This is a genomic window from Nonomuraea longicatena (genome assembly GCF_039525605.1).
Classification (GTDB): Bacteria; Actinomycetota; Actinomycetes; order Streptosporangiales; family Streptosporangiaceae; genus Nonomuraea; species Nonomuraea longicatena.
In genome coordinates, this window is the sequence record NZ_BAAAHQ010000037.1 from 45,313 (window position 1) to 59,804 (window position 14,492).

A 14,492-nucleotide genomic window follows, 5' to 3' on the forward strand; every position below is an offset into this window, starting at 1 on the left:
GCGTGCCGTCAGCCCCGGTCGAGGATGTTCTCGATCAGGGTGTGCACCCCACCGGGCCCGAGCGGCCCGAGCGCCCCGGACAGCGCTTCGGCGAGCCGGTCGAACGGGTCCTCCATCGGCACCTCGGCGAGCTGCTCCGACAGTTCCCCGACGGTCCAGAAGCCGTCCTTGCTCAGCGTCGCGCCCCGTGACCATCCGTGGTTGACCGCGACAGAGCCGCCGCGCACCGACAGCACCTGCCCGGTGAGCGGGCAGCCGTCCATGGCCAGGTAGGCGGCCACCGGCGCGCAGGCGGCGGGGTGCAGCGGGTCGAACACGCCCGGTTCCGGCGCCGCCGTCATGCCGGGTACCGCCTCGGTCAGCCGGGTGCGGGCCATCGAGGGCGACAGGCAGTTGACACGCACGCCGTACCTGCCGAGTTCGAGCGCGGCGACGGTGGTCAGCGCGCCGACGGCGGCGCTGCCCGCCGCGTAGGCCGTCTGCGTCGGCAGCGGGTTGAGCAGACCGGAGCCCGACGAGGTGTTGACCACGGCCCGGTCGACGCGTTCGCCCGCCTCCCAGCGCTCCCGCCAGTGCCTGGCGGCCCAGCGGGTGACGGCGACCGTACCCTTCAGCTTGACCGCGACCACGGCGTCGAACTCGTCCTCGTCGAGGTCCACGAGTGCGCGGTGGCGGTCGACGGCGGCGTTGTTGACGACGATGTGCAGGTCGCCGAAGGCGTCGAGCGCGGTCTGGACGATGCGGCCCGCGCCCTCCCAGTCGGCGACGCTGTCGGTGCTGGCCACGGCGATGCCGCCGCGCGCCCTGATCTCCTCGGCCACGGCGGCGGCCACCCCGGTGTCGCCGCCGGAGCCGTCGGGGGCCACGCCCGGGTCGTTGACGACGACCTTGGCGCCCTCCGCCGCGAACAGCAGCGCCTCCTCCCGCCCGATGCCCCGGCCGGACCCGGTGATGACGGCGACGCGACCTTGCAGACGTCCCATGAGCGTCCCTTCACTTCATTCGATGAATTAATACATCAGATGAAGCCATAGTATGGGATGCATGACAGGACTGCGGGAGCGCAAGAAGCAGCGCACACGTCAGACGCTGATCGCGGCGGCGGTGCGGTTGTTCGAGGAGAGAGGCTTCGACGCGGTCACGGTGGCCGAGATCGCCGAGGCGGCCGAGGTGTCGACGCGGACGTTCTTCCTGCACTTCCAGACGAAGGAGGACGTCCTGTTCTCGGGCGCCGACCTGCGCGTCGACCTGGGGCTGCGGGTCATCGCCGAACGGGCGCCCGGCGAGCACCACCGCGAGGTACTGGCCCGCGCCATGGCCGAGATGATCACTCAGAGCTGGGAGGACGACCTGACCAGCGGCCTGGCCGCGCTCAGGATCCGCCTCGCCGCAGGCTCACCCGCGCTGGGCGCGCGGCTGTATCGGCAGTACGGCCTCGCGCAGGAAGACTTCGCGCGAGCGCTGCGTGAGGCGTACGAACTGGACGAAGTGGTGGCGGCGGCACTCGTGGGGGCCCTGGTGGGCGCGGTGGGCGCGGTCGCGGTGGCGAGCCTGCGCAGAGGCGACACGCCCGACGAGTGCCGTGCCGCCATGGTCCGCGCGACCGGCATGGTGCTGACGCCCGAGTCGTGAAGGCCGGGCGGGCCGGCCGGAGGGATCAGTGACCGTAGAACGCCTGGCCCGTGCCCGCCACGACCTCGCCCATCACCCACGCCGGCAGGCCGCGTGCGGCCAGCAGGCGGACGGCCGCGTCCGCCGCCTCCTGCGGCACGATCGCGGCCATGCCCACACCCAGGTTGAACGTCCTGTCCATGGCCTCCTGCTCGATGCCGCCGTGCCCGGCGAGCACCTCGAAGACCGCAGGAGGCGTCCACGAGCCGCGCGAGAGCACCGCGTCGAGCGTCGGCGGCAGCGAGCGGGCCAGGTTGCCCGCGACACCGCCCCCGGTGACGTGCGCGTAGGCGTGCACCTCGACCGAACGGGCCAGCTCAAGGCAGTCGAGCGAGTAGATGCGCGTGGGTTCGAGCAGTTCCTCGCCCAGCGGGCGCGACAACTCGGGCAACTCGGCGTCGAGCGACAGACTCGCGTTCTTCAGCACGTGCCGTACCAGCGAATAGCCGTTGGAGTGCACCCCCGAGGAGGCCAGCCCCAGCACCACATCGCCCTCGCGCACCCGGTCGGGTCCCAGCATCGCCGACGCCTCGACCACGCCGGTGCCCGCGCCCGCCAGGTCGTACTCGTCGGCGCCCATCGCGCCCGGGTGCTCGGCGGTCTCGCCGCCGACCAGCGCCGCGCCCGCCAGGCGGCAGCCCTCTGCCACGCCGCCGACGATCTCGGCGACGCGCTCGGGCACCACCTTGCCGCAGGCGATGTAGTCGGTCATGAACAGCGGCTCGGCCCCGCACACGACCAGGTCGTCGAGGACCATGCCGACCAGGTCGATGCCGATCGTGTCGTGCTTGCCGTACTGCTGCGCGATCATGACCTTGGTGCCGACGCCGTCGGTGGACGTGGCCAGCAGCGGCCGCTGATAGCGCAGCAGGAACGAGGCGTCGAACAGCCCCGCGAAGCCGCTGGCGTCGTCCACGACCTCCGGCCGCCGCGAGCGCGCGACCTTCGCCTTCATCAGCTCGACGGCGCGTTCACCTGCGGCGATGTCGACGCCTGCGGCCTCATAGGTAGTCACTTCTGAGAACTCTCCAACACGAACTTGCCCACGTTGTCCTGGTCGATCGGAATGGGGTAGGAGCCGTCGAAGCACGCCCGGCACAGGCGCTCGGCGGGGATCGTGGTCGCGGCCGTCAGCCCCTCCAGGGAGATGTAGCCGAGGGAGTCGGCGCCGAGCGAGGCCCTGATCTCCTCCACCGACAGCGAGCCCGCGATCAGCTCGGCGCGGGTGGCGAAGTCGATGCCGTAGAAGCACGGCCAGGCGACCGGGGGAGAGGAGATGCGCACGTGCACCTCGCGGGCCCCCGCCTCGCGCAGCATGCGCACGATCGCGCGCTGGGTGTTGCCGCGCACGATCGAGTCGTCCACGACCACCAGCCGCTTGCCCTCGACGACCTCGCGCAACGGGTTCAGCTTGAGGCGGATGCCGAGTTGGCGGATGGTCTGCGACGGCTGGATGAAGGTGCGGCCGACGTAGGAGTTCTTCACCAGGCCCTGGCCGTACGGGATGCCGCTCTCCTGCGCGTAGCCCACGGCGGCGGGAGTGCCGGACTCCGGCGTCGGGATGACCAGGTCGGCCTCGACGGGGTGCTCGCGGGCGAGCACCCGGCCGACCTCGACCCGCGTCACCTGGACGCCCCGGCCCGCGATGGTGGTGTCGGGCCGGGCGAGGTACACGTACTCGAACAGGCAGCCCTTCGGCTCGGCCACCGCGAACCGGCGCGAGCGCACACCGCGCTCGTCGATGGTGAGCAGTTCGCCGGGCTCGACCTCGCGCACGAAGGTCGCGCCGACGATGTCGAGCGCCGCCGTCTCGGAGGCGACCACCCAGCCGCGCTCCAGGCGGCCCAGCACCAGCGGGCGGATGCCCTGCGGGTCGCGGGCGGCGTAAAGGGTCTTCTCGTCCATGAAGACCAGCGAGTACGCCCCGAGCACCTGCGGCAGCAACTCCGCGGCCGCGTCCTCGATGGGCTGGCTGCGGTCCTGGGCCAGCAGGCTGGCCAGCACCTCGGTGTCCGTGGTGGCGCGGGTCGTGCCCGGCTGCAGGCGCTGCGCCAGGACCGGGGTGTTGATGAGGTTGCCGTTGTGCGCGAGCGCGAGCCCGCCCACGTCGGTCGAGCTCAGCGTGGGCTGCGCGTTCTCCCAGACGCTCGAACCGGTGGTGGAGTAGCGGCAGTGCCCGACGGCCAGATGGCCGCGCAGGGTGCCGAGAACCGACTCGTCGAAGACCTGAGCGACCAGACCCATGTCCTTGTAGACGAGGATCCGGCTGCCTTCGCTGACGGCGATGCCCGCGGACTCCTGTCCGCGGTGCTGCAACGCGTACAGCCCGTAGTAGGTGAGTTTGGACACTTCCTCGCCTGGCGCCCATACGCCGAAGACGCCGCAGGCGTCCTTGGGAGCACGGTCGTGGGGGTCCAGGTCATGGCCGAGTCGGCCGTCGCCCTTCAGCACGTACTTCAGTCTAGGTCGGTCGCTTCCTTGCTCGCACACCCGGGTACGAGAACACGGACTGTGACAATCCCGGTCGTCCGGGATTTGGGCGCACCGTAAGCCAAGCATCGACGGACTCTTACCGTGTCGGACGGCGGCCGCGTCGGGATGCGCGTAAAGGTGGGTTATCCGGCAAGACCACCCGTCGGGAGACGCAGACGTGACCACACCCCGGGACCCGAACGAGCCGCGCCCACGTGGGGACGACGGCACCTCCCCATCTGAGCCCTTTTCCGGGGACGAACGGCCCGACCAGCCGGGCCCGGCCGACGATCTGGGCGAGCCGCCCGCCAAGGAGGAGGCACCCGCCTCGTGGTGGGCGGACGAGCACCGGGGCGAGGAACCCATCGAGCCCGCCCCGCCGATCGTGCCGCCCACGCAGCCGCCGACACCGCCGCCCGCGCCGCAGAGCCCTCCTGAGCCGCCGCAGACGGGTGACACACAGGCGTTCCCGAAGCCCGGCTCGACGCCGTCGTACCCCGGGTGGGAGAGCTCGGAGCCGACGACAAGCTGGGACTCACCCGGTACGGGCGCCGCGCAGCCGGGACCGTCGCGCTACGACCCGCCGACCCCGCCCACCCCACCGGCCCCGCCTTCGGGCGAGCAGCCGGGGCCGTACGCGGGCACGCCCAAGGAGTACGGCTACGGGCAGCAGTCCGCAGGCGCCCCGTACGGCGGTCCGGAGGAGCCGAAGGGCCCAGGGGAGCCGGACCAGCCCGGCGTGCCGGGAGCCGCGCCCTACGGCGGCGCCGAGAGCCCCGTTCCCGGGGTCTCCCCGTCCAGCCCGTACGGCGGCGCCCCCGGCGGCCCGGCCGGTCCGTACGGCGCCCCGGGCGGCCCGTCCGGCGCGTACACGCCGCCGCCCGGCGGCCCCGCGCACCATCAGCAGGACTGGGGCGGCAAGAAGCCGGGCAACGGCCTGGCCATCGCGTCGCTGGTGCTGGGTGTGGCGAGCCTGTTCCTGCTGCTGGTCTGCTTCATCGGAGTGCTGACGGCGGTGGTCGCGATCGTGCTGGGCGCGGTGGCCCTGTCCAAGGGCGCCAGCAAGGGCATGTCGTGGACCGGCATCGGCTTCGGCATCCTGACCCTGCTGCTGGCCGTCGCGGCCTTCTTCGCGGTCCGCAGCTACTTCTCCGACTGCGCGAACCTGCCGCCGAGGGAGAGCGAGATCTGCGTCCAGAACAAGATCCCGTGGGGCAAGCGCTGACCGTCCCCGCGGCGTGACGCGAGCCTCCCGCAGGGCGGGGGGCTCGCACGTGTCTTCGCCCTCAGCCGTACGGCCGCGCGCTTGTCTTCGGTGCCGGCCCCGCCATGGCCGCGCGATCGCCGCCTTGGCCGCATCCACCGCCCCGCCGTCAGCCGCGGCACGGCCCTCGCACGTGTCCTCGCCGTCAGCCGCCCGCAGCTCGGGTATCTAAAGCGGTAAATGTCACAAGCTTGGACGTCTAAAGCGGTAGATGTCCGGATAGGTCGGCGCGGGAGCCGCTGGCCGTCACCAGGTGCTCGGCCATCGCCCGCTCCCACGCGAGGCGCCCGAGCGCGAGGTCGATCCAGGTGCGCGGGCTCATCTCGACGACGTTCGGCGGGGTGCCGCGTGTGTGCCTCGGCCCCTCGATCGCCTGCACCGCCGCGTGCGGCGGCACCCTGACCTCGACCGTACGGCCCGGCGCCGCCGTCGCGAGCCGGTCGAGCAGATGCCGTACGGCCAGCCGCTCGGCCGCCCGCACCGGTCGCTCACCCCGATCGTAGGCGGCGAGCACCGCGTGGACGAGCGCGTCGGCCAGCCCGGCGGCCGGGCCGTCGTAGGCGGGCCGGTCGAGGACGACCAGTTGCTCGTCGAGGGCGGACCTCAGCTTGTCCGGGTCGATTCTCCGCTGCGCCACGCCACCATTCTCCCGGGGAATTATGGGCCTGTCCCTATGGTGTCCGAAATCGTACGGTTGGGGAGGAGTCGAGCATTCATCGAGGAGGTGGGTTTCGTTCACCGGTGGTTCCGAAAGCCACCGTAACGTCCCGGCCCGAAGGATCATGCACCATCTTGGAGGAAGTCTGTGCTGCTGCCCCTGCTCCCCGACGCGCACAAGGGCGGCCGATCCGCTCTGACGTGCAGGTTCCGATGCGGTGACGCGTGTGCGCACGACGTCGCCAACCGTAGCGGCAACCCGTACTTCGGCGACATCGCAGCCGAGGCCCTGTCCCGTCGAGGCGTGCTGCGCGCCGGGACGCTCGGCGCGCTCGTGATCGGCGCGGTCGGCGCGGGCGCGCTCCCCGCCGTCGCCGACCCCGACCCCGGGCCCGCGACGACGCACGCGCGTGGCGGCGGCCTGCGGTTCACGCCCGTGCCTCCGCAGACCGGCGACGTCTTCACCGTGCCCGGCGGCTACGACTCCGCCGTCGTCGTGCGCTGGGGCGACCCGGTGCTGCCCGGCGCGCCGGCCTTCGACTTCGACAACCAGAGCGGCGACGCGCAGGCCAAGCAGTTCGGCTACAACTGCGACTACGTGACGCTCTTCCCGATGGGCCGCGACCGGGCACTGCTGTGGGTCAACCACGAGTACACCAACGAGGCGCTCATGTTCCGCGGCTACTCCGCGCCGGCGGCCACCGAGGAGCAGATCAAGATCGGCATGGCCGCCCACGGCGGCTCCGTGGTCGAGATCGAGCGGGCGCGCGGCACCGGCCGCTGGAAGCTCGTCACCACCGGCCGCCGTCGCTACAACCGGCGCATCACCGCGCAGACGCCGATGCGCTTCACGGGCCCGGCGGCGGGCCACGACCTGCTGAAGACCGCCGCCGACCCCGAGGGCCGAAACCCGCTCGGCATGCTCAACAACTGCGCGGGCGGCACCACGCCGTGGGGGACCGTACTCACCGCGGAGGAGAACTTCGACCAGTACTTCGTCAACGGCGACCGCGCCGACCCGAACGTCGCCCGCTACGCGATCCCGACGAACGTGCCCTCGAACAACCGCCGCTTCGACCGGGTGGACGAGCGCTTCGACCTCGCCAAGCACCCGAACGAGGCCAACCGGTTCGGGTGGATCGTGGAGATCGACCCGTTCGACCCCGACGGTGCGCCGATCAAGCGCACCGCGCTCGGCCGCTTCAAGCACGAGGCCGCCACCACCTCGGTCAGGCGCGACGGCCGCCTGGAGGCGTACATGGGCGATGACTCGCGGTTCGAGTACGTCTACAAGTTCGTCTCCAAGGAGCGCTACCGCCACGGCGACGACCGGCACAACCGTACGCTCCTGGACGAGGGCACGCTGTACGTCGCGAGGTTCACCGGCGACAGCCCCAAGGAGGAGATCGACGGCTCGGGCCGGCTGCCGGAGGACGGCGGGTTCGACGGCTCCGGCGAGTGGATCCCGCTGGTGTCCGGCAACACCTCGCACGTGCCCGGCATGACCGCCGAGCAGGTGCTGGTCTTCACCCGCGTGGCCGCCGACAAGGTGGGCGCGACCAAGATGGACCGCCCGGAGGACGTGGAGCGCAACCCGGTCACCGGCGGCGTCTTCGTGGCGCTGACCAACAACTCCAACCGGACGCCCGCGCAGGCCGACGAGGCCAACCCGCGCGCGGCCAACAAGAGCGGCCACATTCTGGAGATCGTCGAGGGCAGGGGCACCGCGTTCGCCTGGTCGATCCCGCTGGTCTGCGGCGACCCGAACGACCCGGCGACCTACTTCGCGGGCTTCGACAAGACGAAGGTCTCGCCCATCTCCTGCCCGGACAACGTGGCCTTCGACCGCGACGGCAACCTGTGGATCGGCACGGACGGCAACTCGCTCGGCCACAACGACGGCCTGTTCGTGATGCCGCTGCGCGGGCGTGAGCGCGGGTACGTGCGCCAGTTCCTCAGCGTCCCGGTCGGCGCCGAGACCTGCGGCCCGCTGGTCACCGAGGACCAGCGCAGCGTCTTCGTGGCCGTGCAGCACCCCGGCGAGGTGGACGGCGCGACCCCCGACAACCCGGCCAGCCGCTGGCCCGACGGCGACCAGCCGCGCCCGTCGGTCGTGGTGGTATGGCACGGGCAGGGCAAGAAGATCGGCTCCTGACCCGACCCGAAGCGCCGCCGTCCGCGATGCCGGGCGGCGGCGCTTCGCTGTTCGGCGGGACGCTCATTCCCGCGATCCCGCCAGGGCGGCGATGCCGCCGAGGATGAGTTCGACGCCGAAGTCGTCGTAGACGTCGGGCGCGATCTGGCCGGCCATGGGTCCGGCCATCGCCACCAGGTTGGGGTAGCGGCCGGGCGGGAGCGACTCCAGGCTGAGCCGCTTGAGCCGGGTCTGCTCCGCGACCTCCGGCCGGTCCGCGCGATGGGCGGGTACGTCGGCGAAGGCGATGGCGGTCTGCAGCAGGTAGACGGAGATCAGGCAGCTCTCCTCGACCGTGAAGCCGCCCGCGCGGGCCAGGCCGAGGACGTGGTCCCAGACGCGCAGGAAGCTGGGCACGGCGGCGTGGTCCACCTGTTCGAGGAGGTGGCGGGCGCACGGGTGGCGGCGCAGCGCGGCGAGCAGTTCGACGAGCACCGCGCGCAGGCCGGCGAGCCAGTCGCCGTCGTGCTCGCCCTCCGGTGCGAAGCCCGCGACCAGGTGGTCGGCCATGCCGACGAGCAACTGGTCCTTGTTCTTGAAATGCCAGTACAGCGCCATGGGAGTCACGCCCAGCTCGGTGGCCAGGCGGCGGATCGTCACGGCTTCGAGGCCCTCGGTGTCACCGATGGCCAGACCCCGTTCGACGATCGCCTCCGCGCTCAGTTTCCCTTTCACACTTGACAACTATACGCCGTACAAGTTCAACTGTACGCCGTACAAGTACTCTGTATAGGAGACAGTGATGCGGAGCTGGTGGGCGCTGGGCGCGGTGACGCTCGGGACCTTCATGACCTACCTCGACAACAACATCCAGAACGTGGCCCTCCCCACCATCCAGCGGGAACTCGGGCTCACCCTGGCGGGGCTGGAGTGGATCACGACCGCGTACATCCTGGTCTTCGCCGGGCTGATGCTCGCGGGCGGCAGGCTCGCCGACCTGGTCGGCGCCCGCCGGGTGTTCATGGCGGGCATGGTCGTATTCACGCTCGCGTCGCTGGTCGCCGGGCTCGCCACGACCGGGGGGGTGCTCATCGGGGCCCGTGCCGTACAGGGGGTGGGGGCGGCGCTGCTCACGCCGACCGCGCTGGCGCTGCTCATCCAGACCTTCCCGGACCCGCGCGAGCGGGCCCGCGCCGTGGGCATCTGGAGCTCGGCGGGGGCGCTGTCGATGGCGCTCGGACCCGTCGCGGGCGGTTTCATCAGCCAGTACGCCCACTGGGGCTGGATCTACCTGATCAACGTGCCGGTCGGCCTGGCCACGCTCTGGCTCGCCTGGTGGGCGCTGCCCGCCACCGCCCGCACGGTACGGCGCCGCCTCGACCTGCCCGGCCTGATCACCTCGACGCTCGCGCTGTTCGCCCTGACCCTGGCGCTGATCGAGGGGCCGATCCAGGGCTGGGACGCGCCGCTGATCATCGCCGCCTTCGCCGCAGCCAAGGTCTGCTTCGCCCTCTTCCTCCACGTCGAGAGGCGCTCACCCGAGCCGATGCTGGACCTGTCGCTGTTCCGCGACCGCGTCTTCGGCGGCGGCGTGCTGGCCATGGGGATCTGGTCGTTCAGCGTCTTCGGCGTCTACTTCTTCAGCGCGCTCTGGCTGCAGAACTCCCTCGGCTTCACGCCCACCGAGGCCGGCGCCGCGTTCGTGCCCATGGCCGTGGTCATCGCGGTCACCGCGCTGCTGGCCCAGCGCCTGGCCGACGCGATCGGCCTGGCCGCCACCGTCGCGCTCGCCCTCGCCCTGATGGGCGGCGGCATCTACCTGATGGCCGGTGTCGGCGCCGACGGCGGCTACGCCGACGTGCTGCCCTGGTTCCTGCTGTACGGCCTGGGCAACGGCCTGATCATGCCGATCACGGCGGCGGTGCTGGCCCGGCTGCCGAAGGAGCGCGGAGGTGTGGGCGCGGGGGTGATGAACGTCTCGCGGGAGGTCTTCGGCCTGCTCGGCATCACCCTGCTCGGCGCGATCCTCGGCTCCGCCCAGGCCGGCAGCGCCCTGCCGGAGGCCGCGGCCTTCCTCGACGCCTACCGGCTCACCCTGGTGGTCGCGGCGGTGATTCTGGTGGCCGGCATCCCGATCGCCCTGTTGACGCTGCGCGCCCGCAAGGCTCAGACCGCCGCCGTCTCCGAGTTCGCCGGGTCCGCGAACTGAGTGCGGTACAACTCCTCGTAGCGGCCACCCGCTGCGAGGAGTTCGGTGTGCGTGCCCCGCTCGATCACCTCGCCGCCCTCGACCACCAGGATGAGGTCGGCCGCCCTGATCGTCGACAGCCGGTGCGCGATCACGACCGCGGTGCGCCCGTCGAGCGCCTCGGCCAGCGCCGCCTGCACCGCGGCCTCGTTCGTCGAGTCGAGCGCGGCCGTGGCCTCGTCCAGGATCACCACCCGCTGCTGGGCCAGCAGCAGGCGGGCGATGGTCAGCCGCTGCCGCTCGCCGCCCGACAGCCGGTAGCCGCGCTCGCCGATCACGGTGTCGAGCCGGTCGGGCAGCGACTCGATCAGGTCGGCCAGCCGCGCCCTGCGCAGGGCGTCCCACACCTCCTCCTCGCTCGCCTCCGGCCGGGCGAACAGCAGGTTGGCGCGGATCGAGTCGTGGAAGAGGTGACCGTCCTGGGTGACCATGCCGAGCGTCCGGCGGATCGACTCGCCGCTCAGGTCGCGTACGTCGAGGCCGCCGAGGCGCACCGAGCCCGAGTCGACGTCGTACAGCCGGGGCAGCAACTGGGCGATCGTGGACTTGCCCGCGCCGGACGAGCCCACCAGCGCCACCGTCTGACCGGGGTGCGCGGTGAACGAGACGCCGTGCAGCACCTCCTCGCCGCCCCTGGTGTCGAGGGCCGCGACCTCCTCCAGCGAGGCCAGCGAGACCTTGTCCGCCGACGGGTAGGAGAAGCGCACGTCGTCGAACTGGACGGCGACCGGCCCCTCGGGCACCGCCCGCGCGTCCGGCTTGTCGGTGATGAGCGGCTTGAGGTCGAGCACCTCGAAGACCCGGTCGAAGCTCACCAGCGCGCTCATCACGTCCACGCGGGCGCTGGCAAGGGCGGTCAGCGGGGCGTACAGCCGGGTCAGCAGCAGGGCCAGTGCGACGACGGAACCGGGGTCGAGCGCGCCGTTCAGCGCGTAGAAGCCGCCGAGGCCGTAGACGAGGGCCAGCGCCAGCGCGGAGACCAGTGTGAGCGCGGTGACGAAGACGTGCTGGGTCATGGCGATGCGCACGCCGATGTCGCGCACCCGGGTGGCCCGCGTCGCGAACTCGGACGACTCGTGCCCCGGCCGTCCGAACAGTTTGACCAGCGTCGCCCCAGGAGCCGAGAACCGCTCGGTCATCTGGGTGCTCATCGCCGAGTTGTGGTCGGCGGCCTCGCGACGCAGGTCGGCGAAGCGCTGGCCCATCCGGCGCGCGGGCAGCACGAAGACCGGCAGCAGCACCAACGCGAGCAGCGTGATCTGCCACGAGATGCCGATCATCACGATCAGCGTGAGCACCAGCGTCACCAGGTTGCCCACGACGCTCGACAGCGTGTCGGTGAAGGCCCGCTGGGCTCCGATCACGTCGTTGTTCAGGCGGCTGACCAGCGCGCCCGTGCGCGTCCTGGTGAAGAAGGCGACGGGCATGCGCTGCACGTGGTTGAAGACGGCGGTGCGCAGGTCGAGGATGAGCCCTTCGCCGAGCCCGGACGACAGCCACCGCTCCACGAGCCCGAAGCCCGCCTCGGCGACGGCGATGACGGCGATCAGCACGGCCAGGCCGACCACCGTCCCGAAGGGCTGGCCTTTGACGATGGCGTCCACGACCTGACCGGCGAGCACCGGCGACAGTACGGCGAGGCCCGCCCCCACCACGCTCAGCACCAGGAACATGGCGATCTTCCCTCGGTGCGGGGCGGCGAAGCCGGCGATGCGCCGCAGCGTCTGTTTGGACAGACGTCTGCGTTCCCGTTGGTTGTTGTTCATCGAGTACAGCTGCTGCCAGGCGGTCATCTCCATGCTCATGACCGAGAAGATAGATCCTCAAGTTCGCTTGAGGTCAACCTGTTTTCCCCGGGCGAACGCGGCGAGCACCGCCCCGCCCAGCGCCACCCCGGCCAGTACGGCGTAGCAGAGCCGGAAGCCGGTCATGAGCTGCTCGACCGCCACCGGCGACAGTCGCGAGAGCGTGGCCGCGTACACCTGGGCGCGTAACTCCGGCCCGACCGCGCCGGTGACGAGGCTGAGCGAGAGCCCGACGCTCAGCACCATGCCGGTGTTCATGATCATCACCCGGAAGCCGTTCACGACCCCGAGCGAGCCGCTCGGCAGGGCCGACATGACCTGCGTCGTGTTGCCCGTGAGGAACGTGCCGCTGCCCACCCCGGCCAGGAACAGCCCGGCCCCGATGGGCAAGTACTGCATGTCCGCCTCGGCCGTCAGCGCGAGCAGGCCCAGCCCGAGCGCACTGAGAACCGACCCGCACACCGACAGCGTGTACGGCGACAGCCGCCGCCCCAGCACCCCCGCGATCGGCGAGGCCAGCGCCATCCCGAGGGGCACGGGCAGCACCCCGAGCCCGGCCGTGAACGCGTCCACGCCCCTGGCCGCCTGGAAGTACAGCGCGGCCACCAGCACCAGCGCCGAGCGGGCCAGCGCGTTGCCCAACGACGCCAGGTTGGCGCAGGCCAGCACCCGTCCGCCGAACACCCGCAGGTTCAGCACCGGATGCGGCGCCCGCCGCTCGACCACCACGATCAGCGGCACCAGCAGCACGAAGACGCCGAAGCCGACGGCGACCACCGGGTCGAGCGGCCCGCGCGAGCCCGCCTCGGACAGCGCGAACAGCAGCGCGGACAGGGCGGCGAAGACCAGCGCGTTGCCCGCCGCGTCCACCGGCTGCCGGGTCCCGCGCGGCATCCGGCGCAGCGTGAGCGTCCCCCAGACGAGTGCGAGGACCCCGGCGGGGACGTTCACCCAGAAGATCCACTGCCAGCCGGCGGTGTCGGCGATGAGCCCGCCGATCGTGGGGCCCACGAGCTGGGCCACCGACAGTGTGCCGATGTAGACGCCCATGCCCTGGCTGAGCCGTTCGGGCGGGAAGGCGTCGGTGATGATGACGGTCCCGTTGGCCAGGATCATCGAGGCGCCGACGGCCTGCAGCGCGCGCATCGCGACCAGGAACCACACGTCCGGAGCCAGCCCGGCCAGCAGCGAGGCCAGCGTGAACAGGGCGAACCCCGCCAGATAGACCTCGCGCCTGCCGAGCAGGTCGGCGACGCGGCCGAACAGGACCAGGGTGGCGGTGCTGACCAGGAGGTAGGACAGCAGGATCCAGCCGGACTCCGTCGGGCTCGCCTGGAAGTGGCGGACCACCGTGGGCAGGGCGACGTTGAGCGTGCTGCTCGCGATGCCGATGAGGACGAGCCCGAGGCTGGTGACCGAGACGACGCGCCAGGCGTAGCGAAGGCGATCGCCGGGGTCGGGGGAGCCGTCAGGGGAGCCGGAGTCGGAATCGGGGGGACCGGTTTCGGGGGAATCAGCGTCGGGGGAGGCCGCGACCATGACCACCACTATGACGTACGACGTACGTCCGGTTTGTCACCGGGCTCGTCTGCGTAACCCGTCGAGGTCGTGGATGAGCACCCGCCGCCGCCCGGTCTCGATCAGCCCCCGGTCGCGCAGCGTCCGCAGTGCCTTGCTGACCGCCTCGCGCGAGGCGCCCGTCCAGCCGGCCAGTTCGTCCTGCGACAGCGGCAGCGCCACCCGCAGGCCGCCGCCGCTGGTCTGCTCGCCGTACCGCTCGGCCAGCTCGATCAGCCGCGTCGCCACGCGGCCCGTGGCGTCGTAGGCGCCGTACTCCACCCGCTTGCGGTCGGAGTCCCGCAGCTTTGCCGTGACCAGCCGCATGAGCAGCACCGCCACCCGGCCGTGCGTGCCCAGGAACGTCGCGAAGTCCTGCACCACCAGCCCCTCGACGGGCTCCAGCGCGGTGACCGTGGCCGAGCGCGGCGAGCCGTCGATCGCCGACATCTCGCCCACCAGCCCGCCCGGCCCGCGTACAGCCAGCACCACCTCGGTGCCGGCGCGGGTGTGCGAGGAGACCTTCACCCGGCCCTCCGTCAGCAGCAGCACCCAGTCGGCCGACTCGCCCTCCGCCATCACCGTGTCACCGCGCTCCCACCGCCGTGGCCGTCCGCCGGCCCGCAGGGCGGCCACCTCGTCGGGGGTCAGCAGGGTGAGGAACTCGCCGGGCTCCGCGTTCAT

12 protein-coding genes are annotated in these 14,492 nt (G+C 71.8%); 4 read left to right on the forward strand and 8 right to left on the reverse strand.

Features of this window, described 5'->3' with window-relative positions:
* Positions 1-8 precede the first annotated feature (8 nt).
* Positions 9-983 (reverse strand): SDR family NAD(P)-dependent oxidoreductase, encoded by a 975-nt coding sequence (locus ABD120_RS29565; protein WP_343953436.1) that lies wholly within the window; start codon positions 981-983, stop codon positions 9-11.
* A gap of 61 nt (positions 984-1,044) precedes the next feature.
* Here ABD120_RS29565 and ABD120_RS29570 point away from each other — a divergent pair, with 61 nt between their 5' ends.
* The gene (locus ABD120_RS29570; protein WP_343953437.1) at positions 1,045-1,632 is read left to right on the forward strand and encodes a TetR/AcrR family transcriptional regulator; all 588 of its coding nucleotides are present in this window, start codon (positions 1,045-1,047) and stop codon (positions 1,630-1,632) included.
* A gap of 25 nt (positions 1,633-1,657) precedes the next feature.
* On the opposite strand, the gene purM is transcribed toward ABD120_RS29570, so the two are convergent.
* Both purM and purF read right to left on the reverse strand, forming a co-directional pair.
* The gene (gene purM, locus ABD120_RS29575) at positions 1,658-2,686 is read right to left on the reverse strand and encodes a phosphoribosylformylglycinamidine cyclo-ligase (RefSeq protein WP_343953438.1); all 1,029 of its coding nucleotides are present in this window, start codon (positions 2,684-2,686) and stop codon (positions 1,658-1,660) included.
* Positions 2,683-4,122: an amidophosphoribosyltransferase gene (gene purF, locus ABD120_RS29580; protein WP_343953439.1), complete on the reverse strand. Its 1,440-nt coding sequence runs from the start codon at positions 4,120-4,122 to the stop codon at positions 2,683-2,685. The genes purM and purF overlap by 4 nt, the downstream gene beginning before the upstream one ends.
* Before the next feature lie 199 nt (positions 4,123-4,321).
* Here purF and ABD120_RS29585 point away from each other — a divergent pair, with 199 nt between their 5' ends.
* Entirely contained in the window at positions 4,322-5,368 is a 1,047-nt protein-coding gene (locus tag ABD120_RS29585; RefSeq protein ID WP_343953440.1) for a hypothetical protein, read from the forward strand.
* Between the two features lie 238 nt (positions 5,369-5,606).
* Here ABD120_RS29585 and ABD120_RS29590 read toward each other — a convergent pair whose 3' ends face one another.
* Positions 5,607-6,044 (reverse strand): sterol carrier family protein, encoded by a 438-nt coding sequence (locus ABD120_RS29590; RefSeq protein WP_343953441.1) that lies wholly within the window; start codon positions 6,042-6,044, stop codon positions 5,607-5,609.
* 168 nt (positions 6,045-6,212) lie between these two features.
* Here ABD120_RS29590 and ABD120_RS29595 point away from each other — a divergent pair, with 168 nt between their 5' ends.
* Positions 6,213-8,219 carry a PhoX family protein gene (locus ABD120_RS29595; RefSeq protein WP_343953442.1) on the forward strand — a complete coding sequence of 669 codons (2,007 nt, stop codon included), beginning with the start codon at positions 6,213-6,215 and terminating at the stop codon, positions 8,217-8,219.
* A gap of 63 nt (positions 8,220-8,282) precedes the next feature.
* Here ABD120_RS29595 and ABD120_RS29600 read toward each other — a convergent pair whose 3' ends face one another.
* A complete protein-coding gene (locus ABD120_RS29600) occupies positions 8,283-8,933 on the reverse strand; it encodes a TetR/AcrR family transcriptional regulator (RefSeq protein WP_343953443.1) in 651 nt (216 codons plus the stop codon).
* A gap of 67 nt (positions 8,934-9,000) precedes the next feature.
* Here ABD120_RS29600 and ABD120_RS29605 point away from each other — a divergent pair, with 67 nt between their 5' ends.
* Complete coding sequence (locus ABD120_RS29605; protein ID WP_343953444.1) at positions 9,001-10,407, forward strand: MFS transporter; 1,407 nt, start codon at positions 9,001-9,003, stop codon at positions 10,405-10,407.
* Here ABD120_RS29605 and ABD120_RS29610 read toward each other — a convergent pair.
* The 3 genes from ABD120_RS29610 to ABD120_RS29620 are packed head-to-tail and all read right to left on the reverse strand — an operon-like array spanning position 10,365 to position 14,492.
* Entirely contained in the window at positions 10,365-12,251 is a 1,887-nt protein-coding gene (locus ABD120_RS29610; protein WP_343953445.1) for an ABC transporter ATP-binding protein, read from the reverse strand. The genes ABD120_RS29605 and ABD120_RS29610 overlap by 43 nt on opposite strands.
* Positions 12,252-12,269: 18 nt before the next feature.
* Positions 12,270-13,790: an MFS transporter gene (locus ABD120_RS29615; protein WP_343953446.1), complete on the reverse strand. Its 1,521-nt coding sequence runs from the start codon at positions 13,788-13,790 to the stop codon at positions 12,270-12,272.
* 36 nt (positions 13,791-13,826) lie between these two features.
* Positions 13,827-14,492 carry a Crp/Fnr family transcriptional regulator gene (locus tag ABD120_RS29620; RefSeq protein WP_343953447.1) on the reverse strand — a complete coding sequence of 222 codons (666 nt, stop codon included), beginning with the start codon at positions 14,490-14,492 and terminating at the stop codon, positions 13,827-13,829.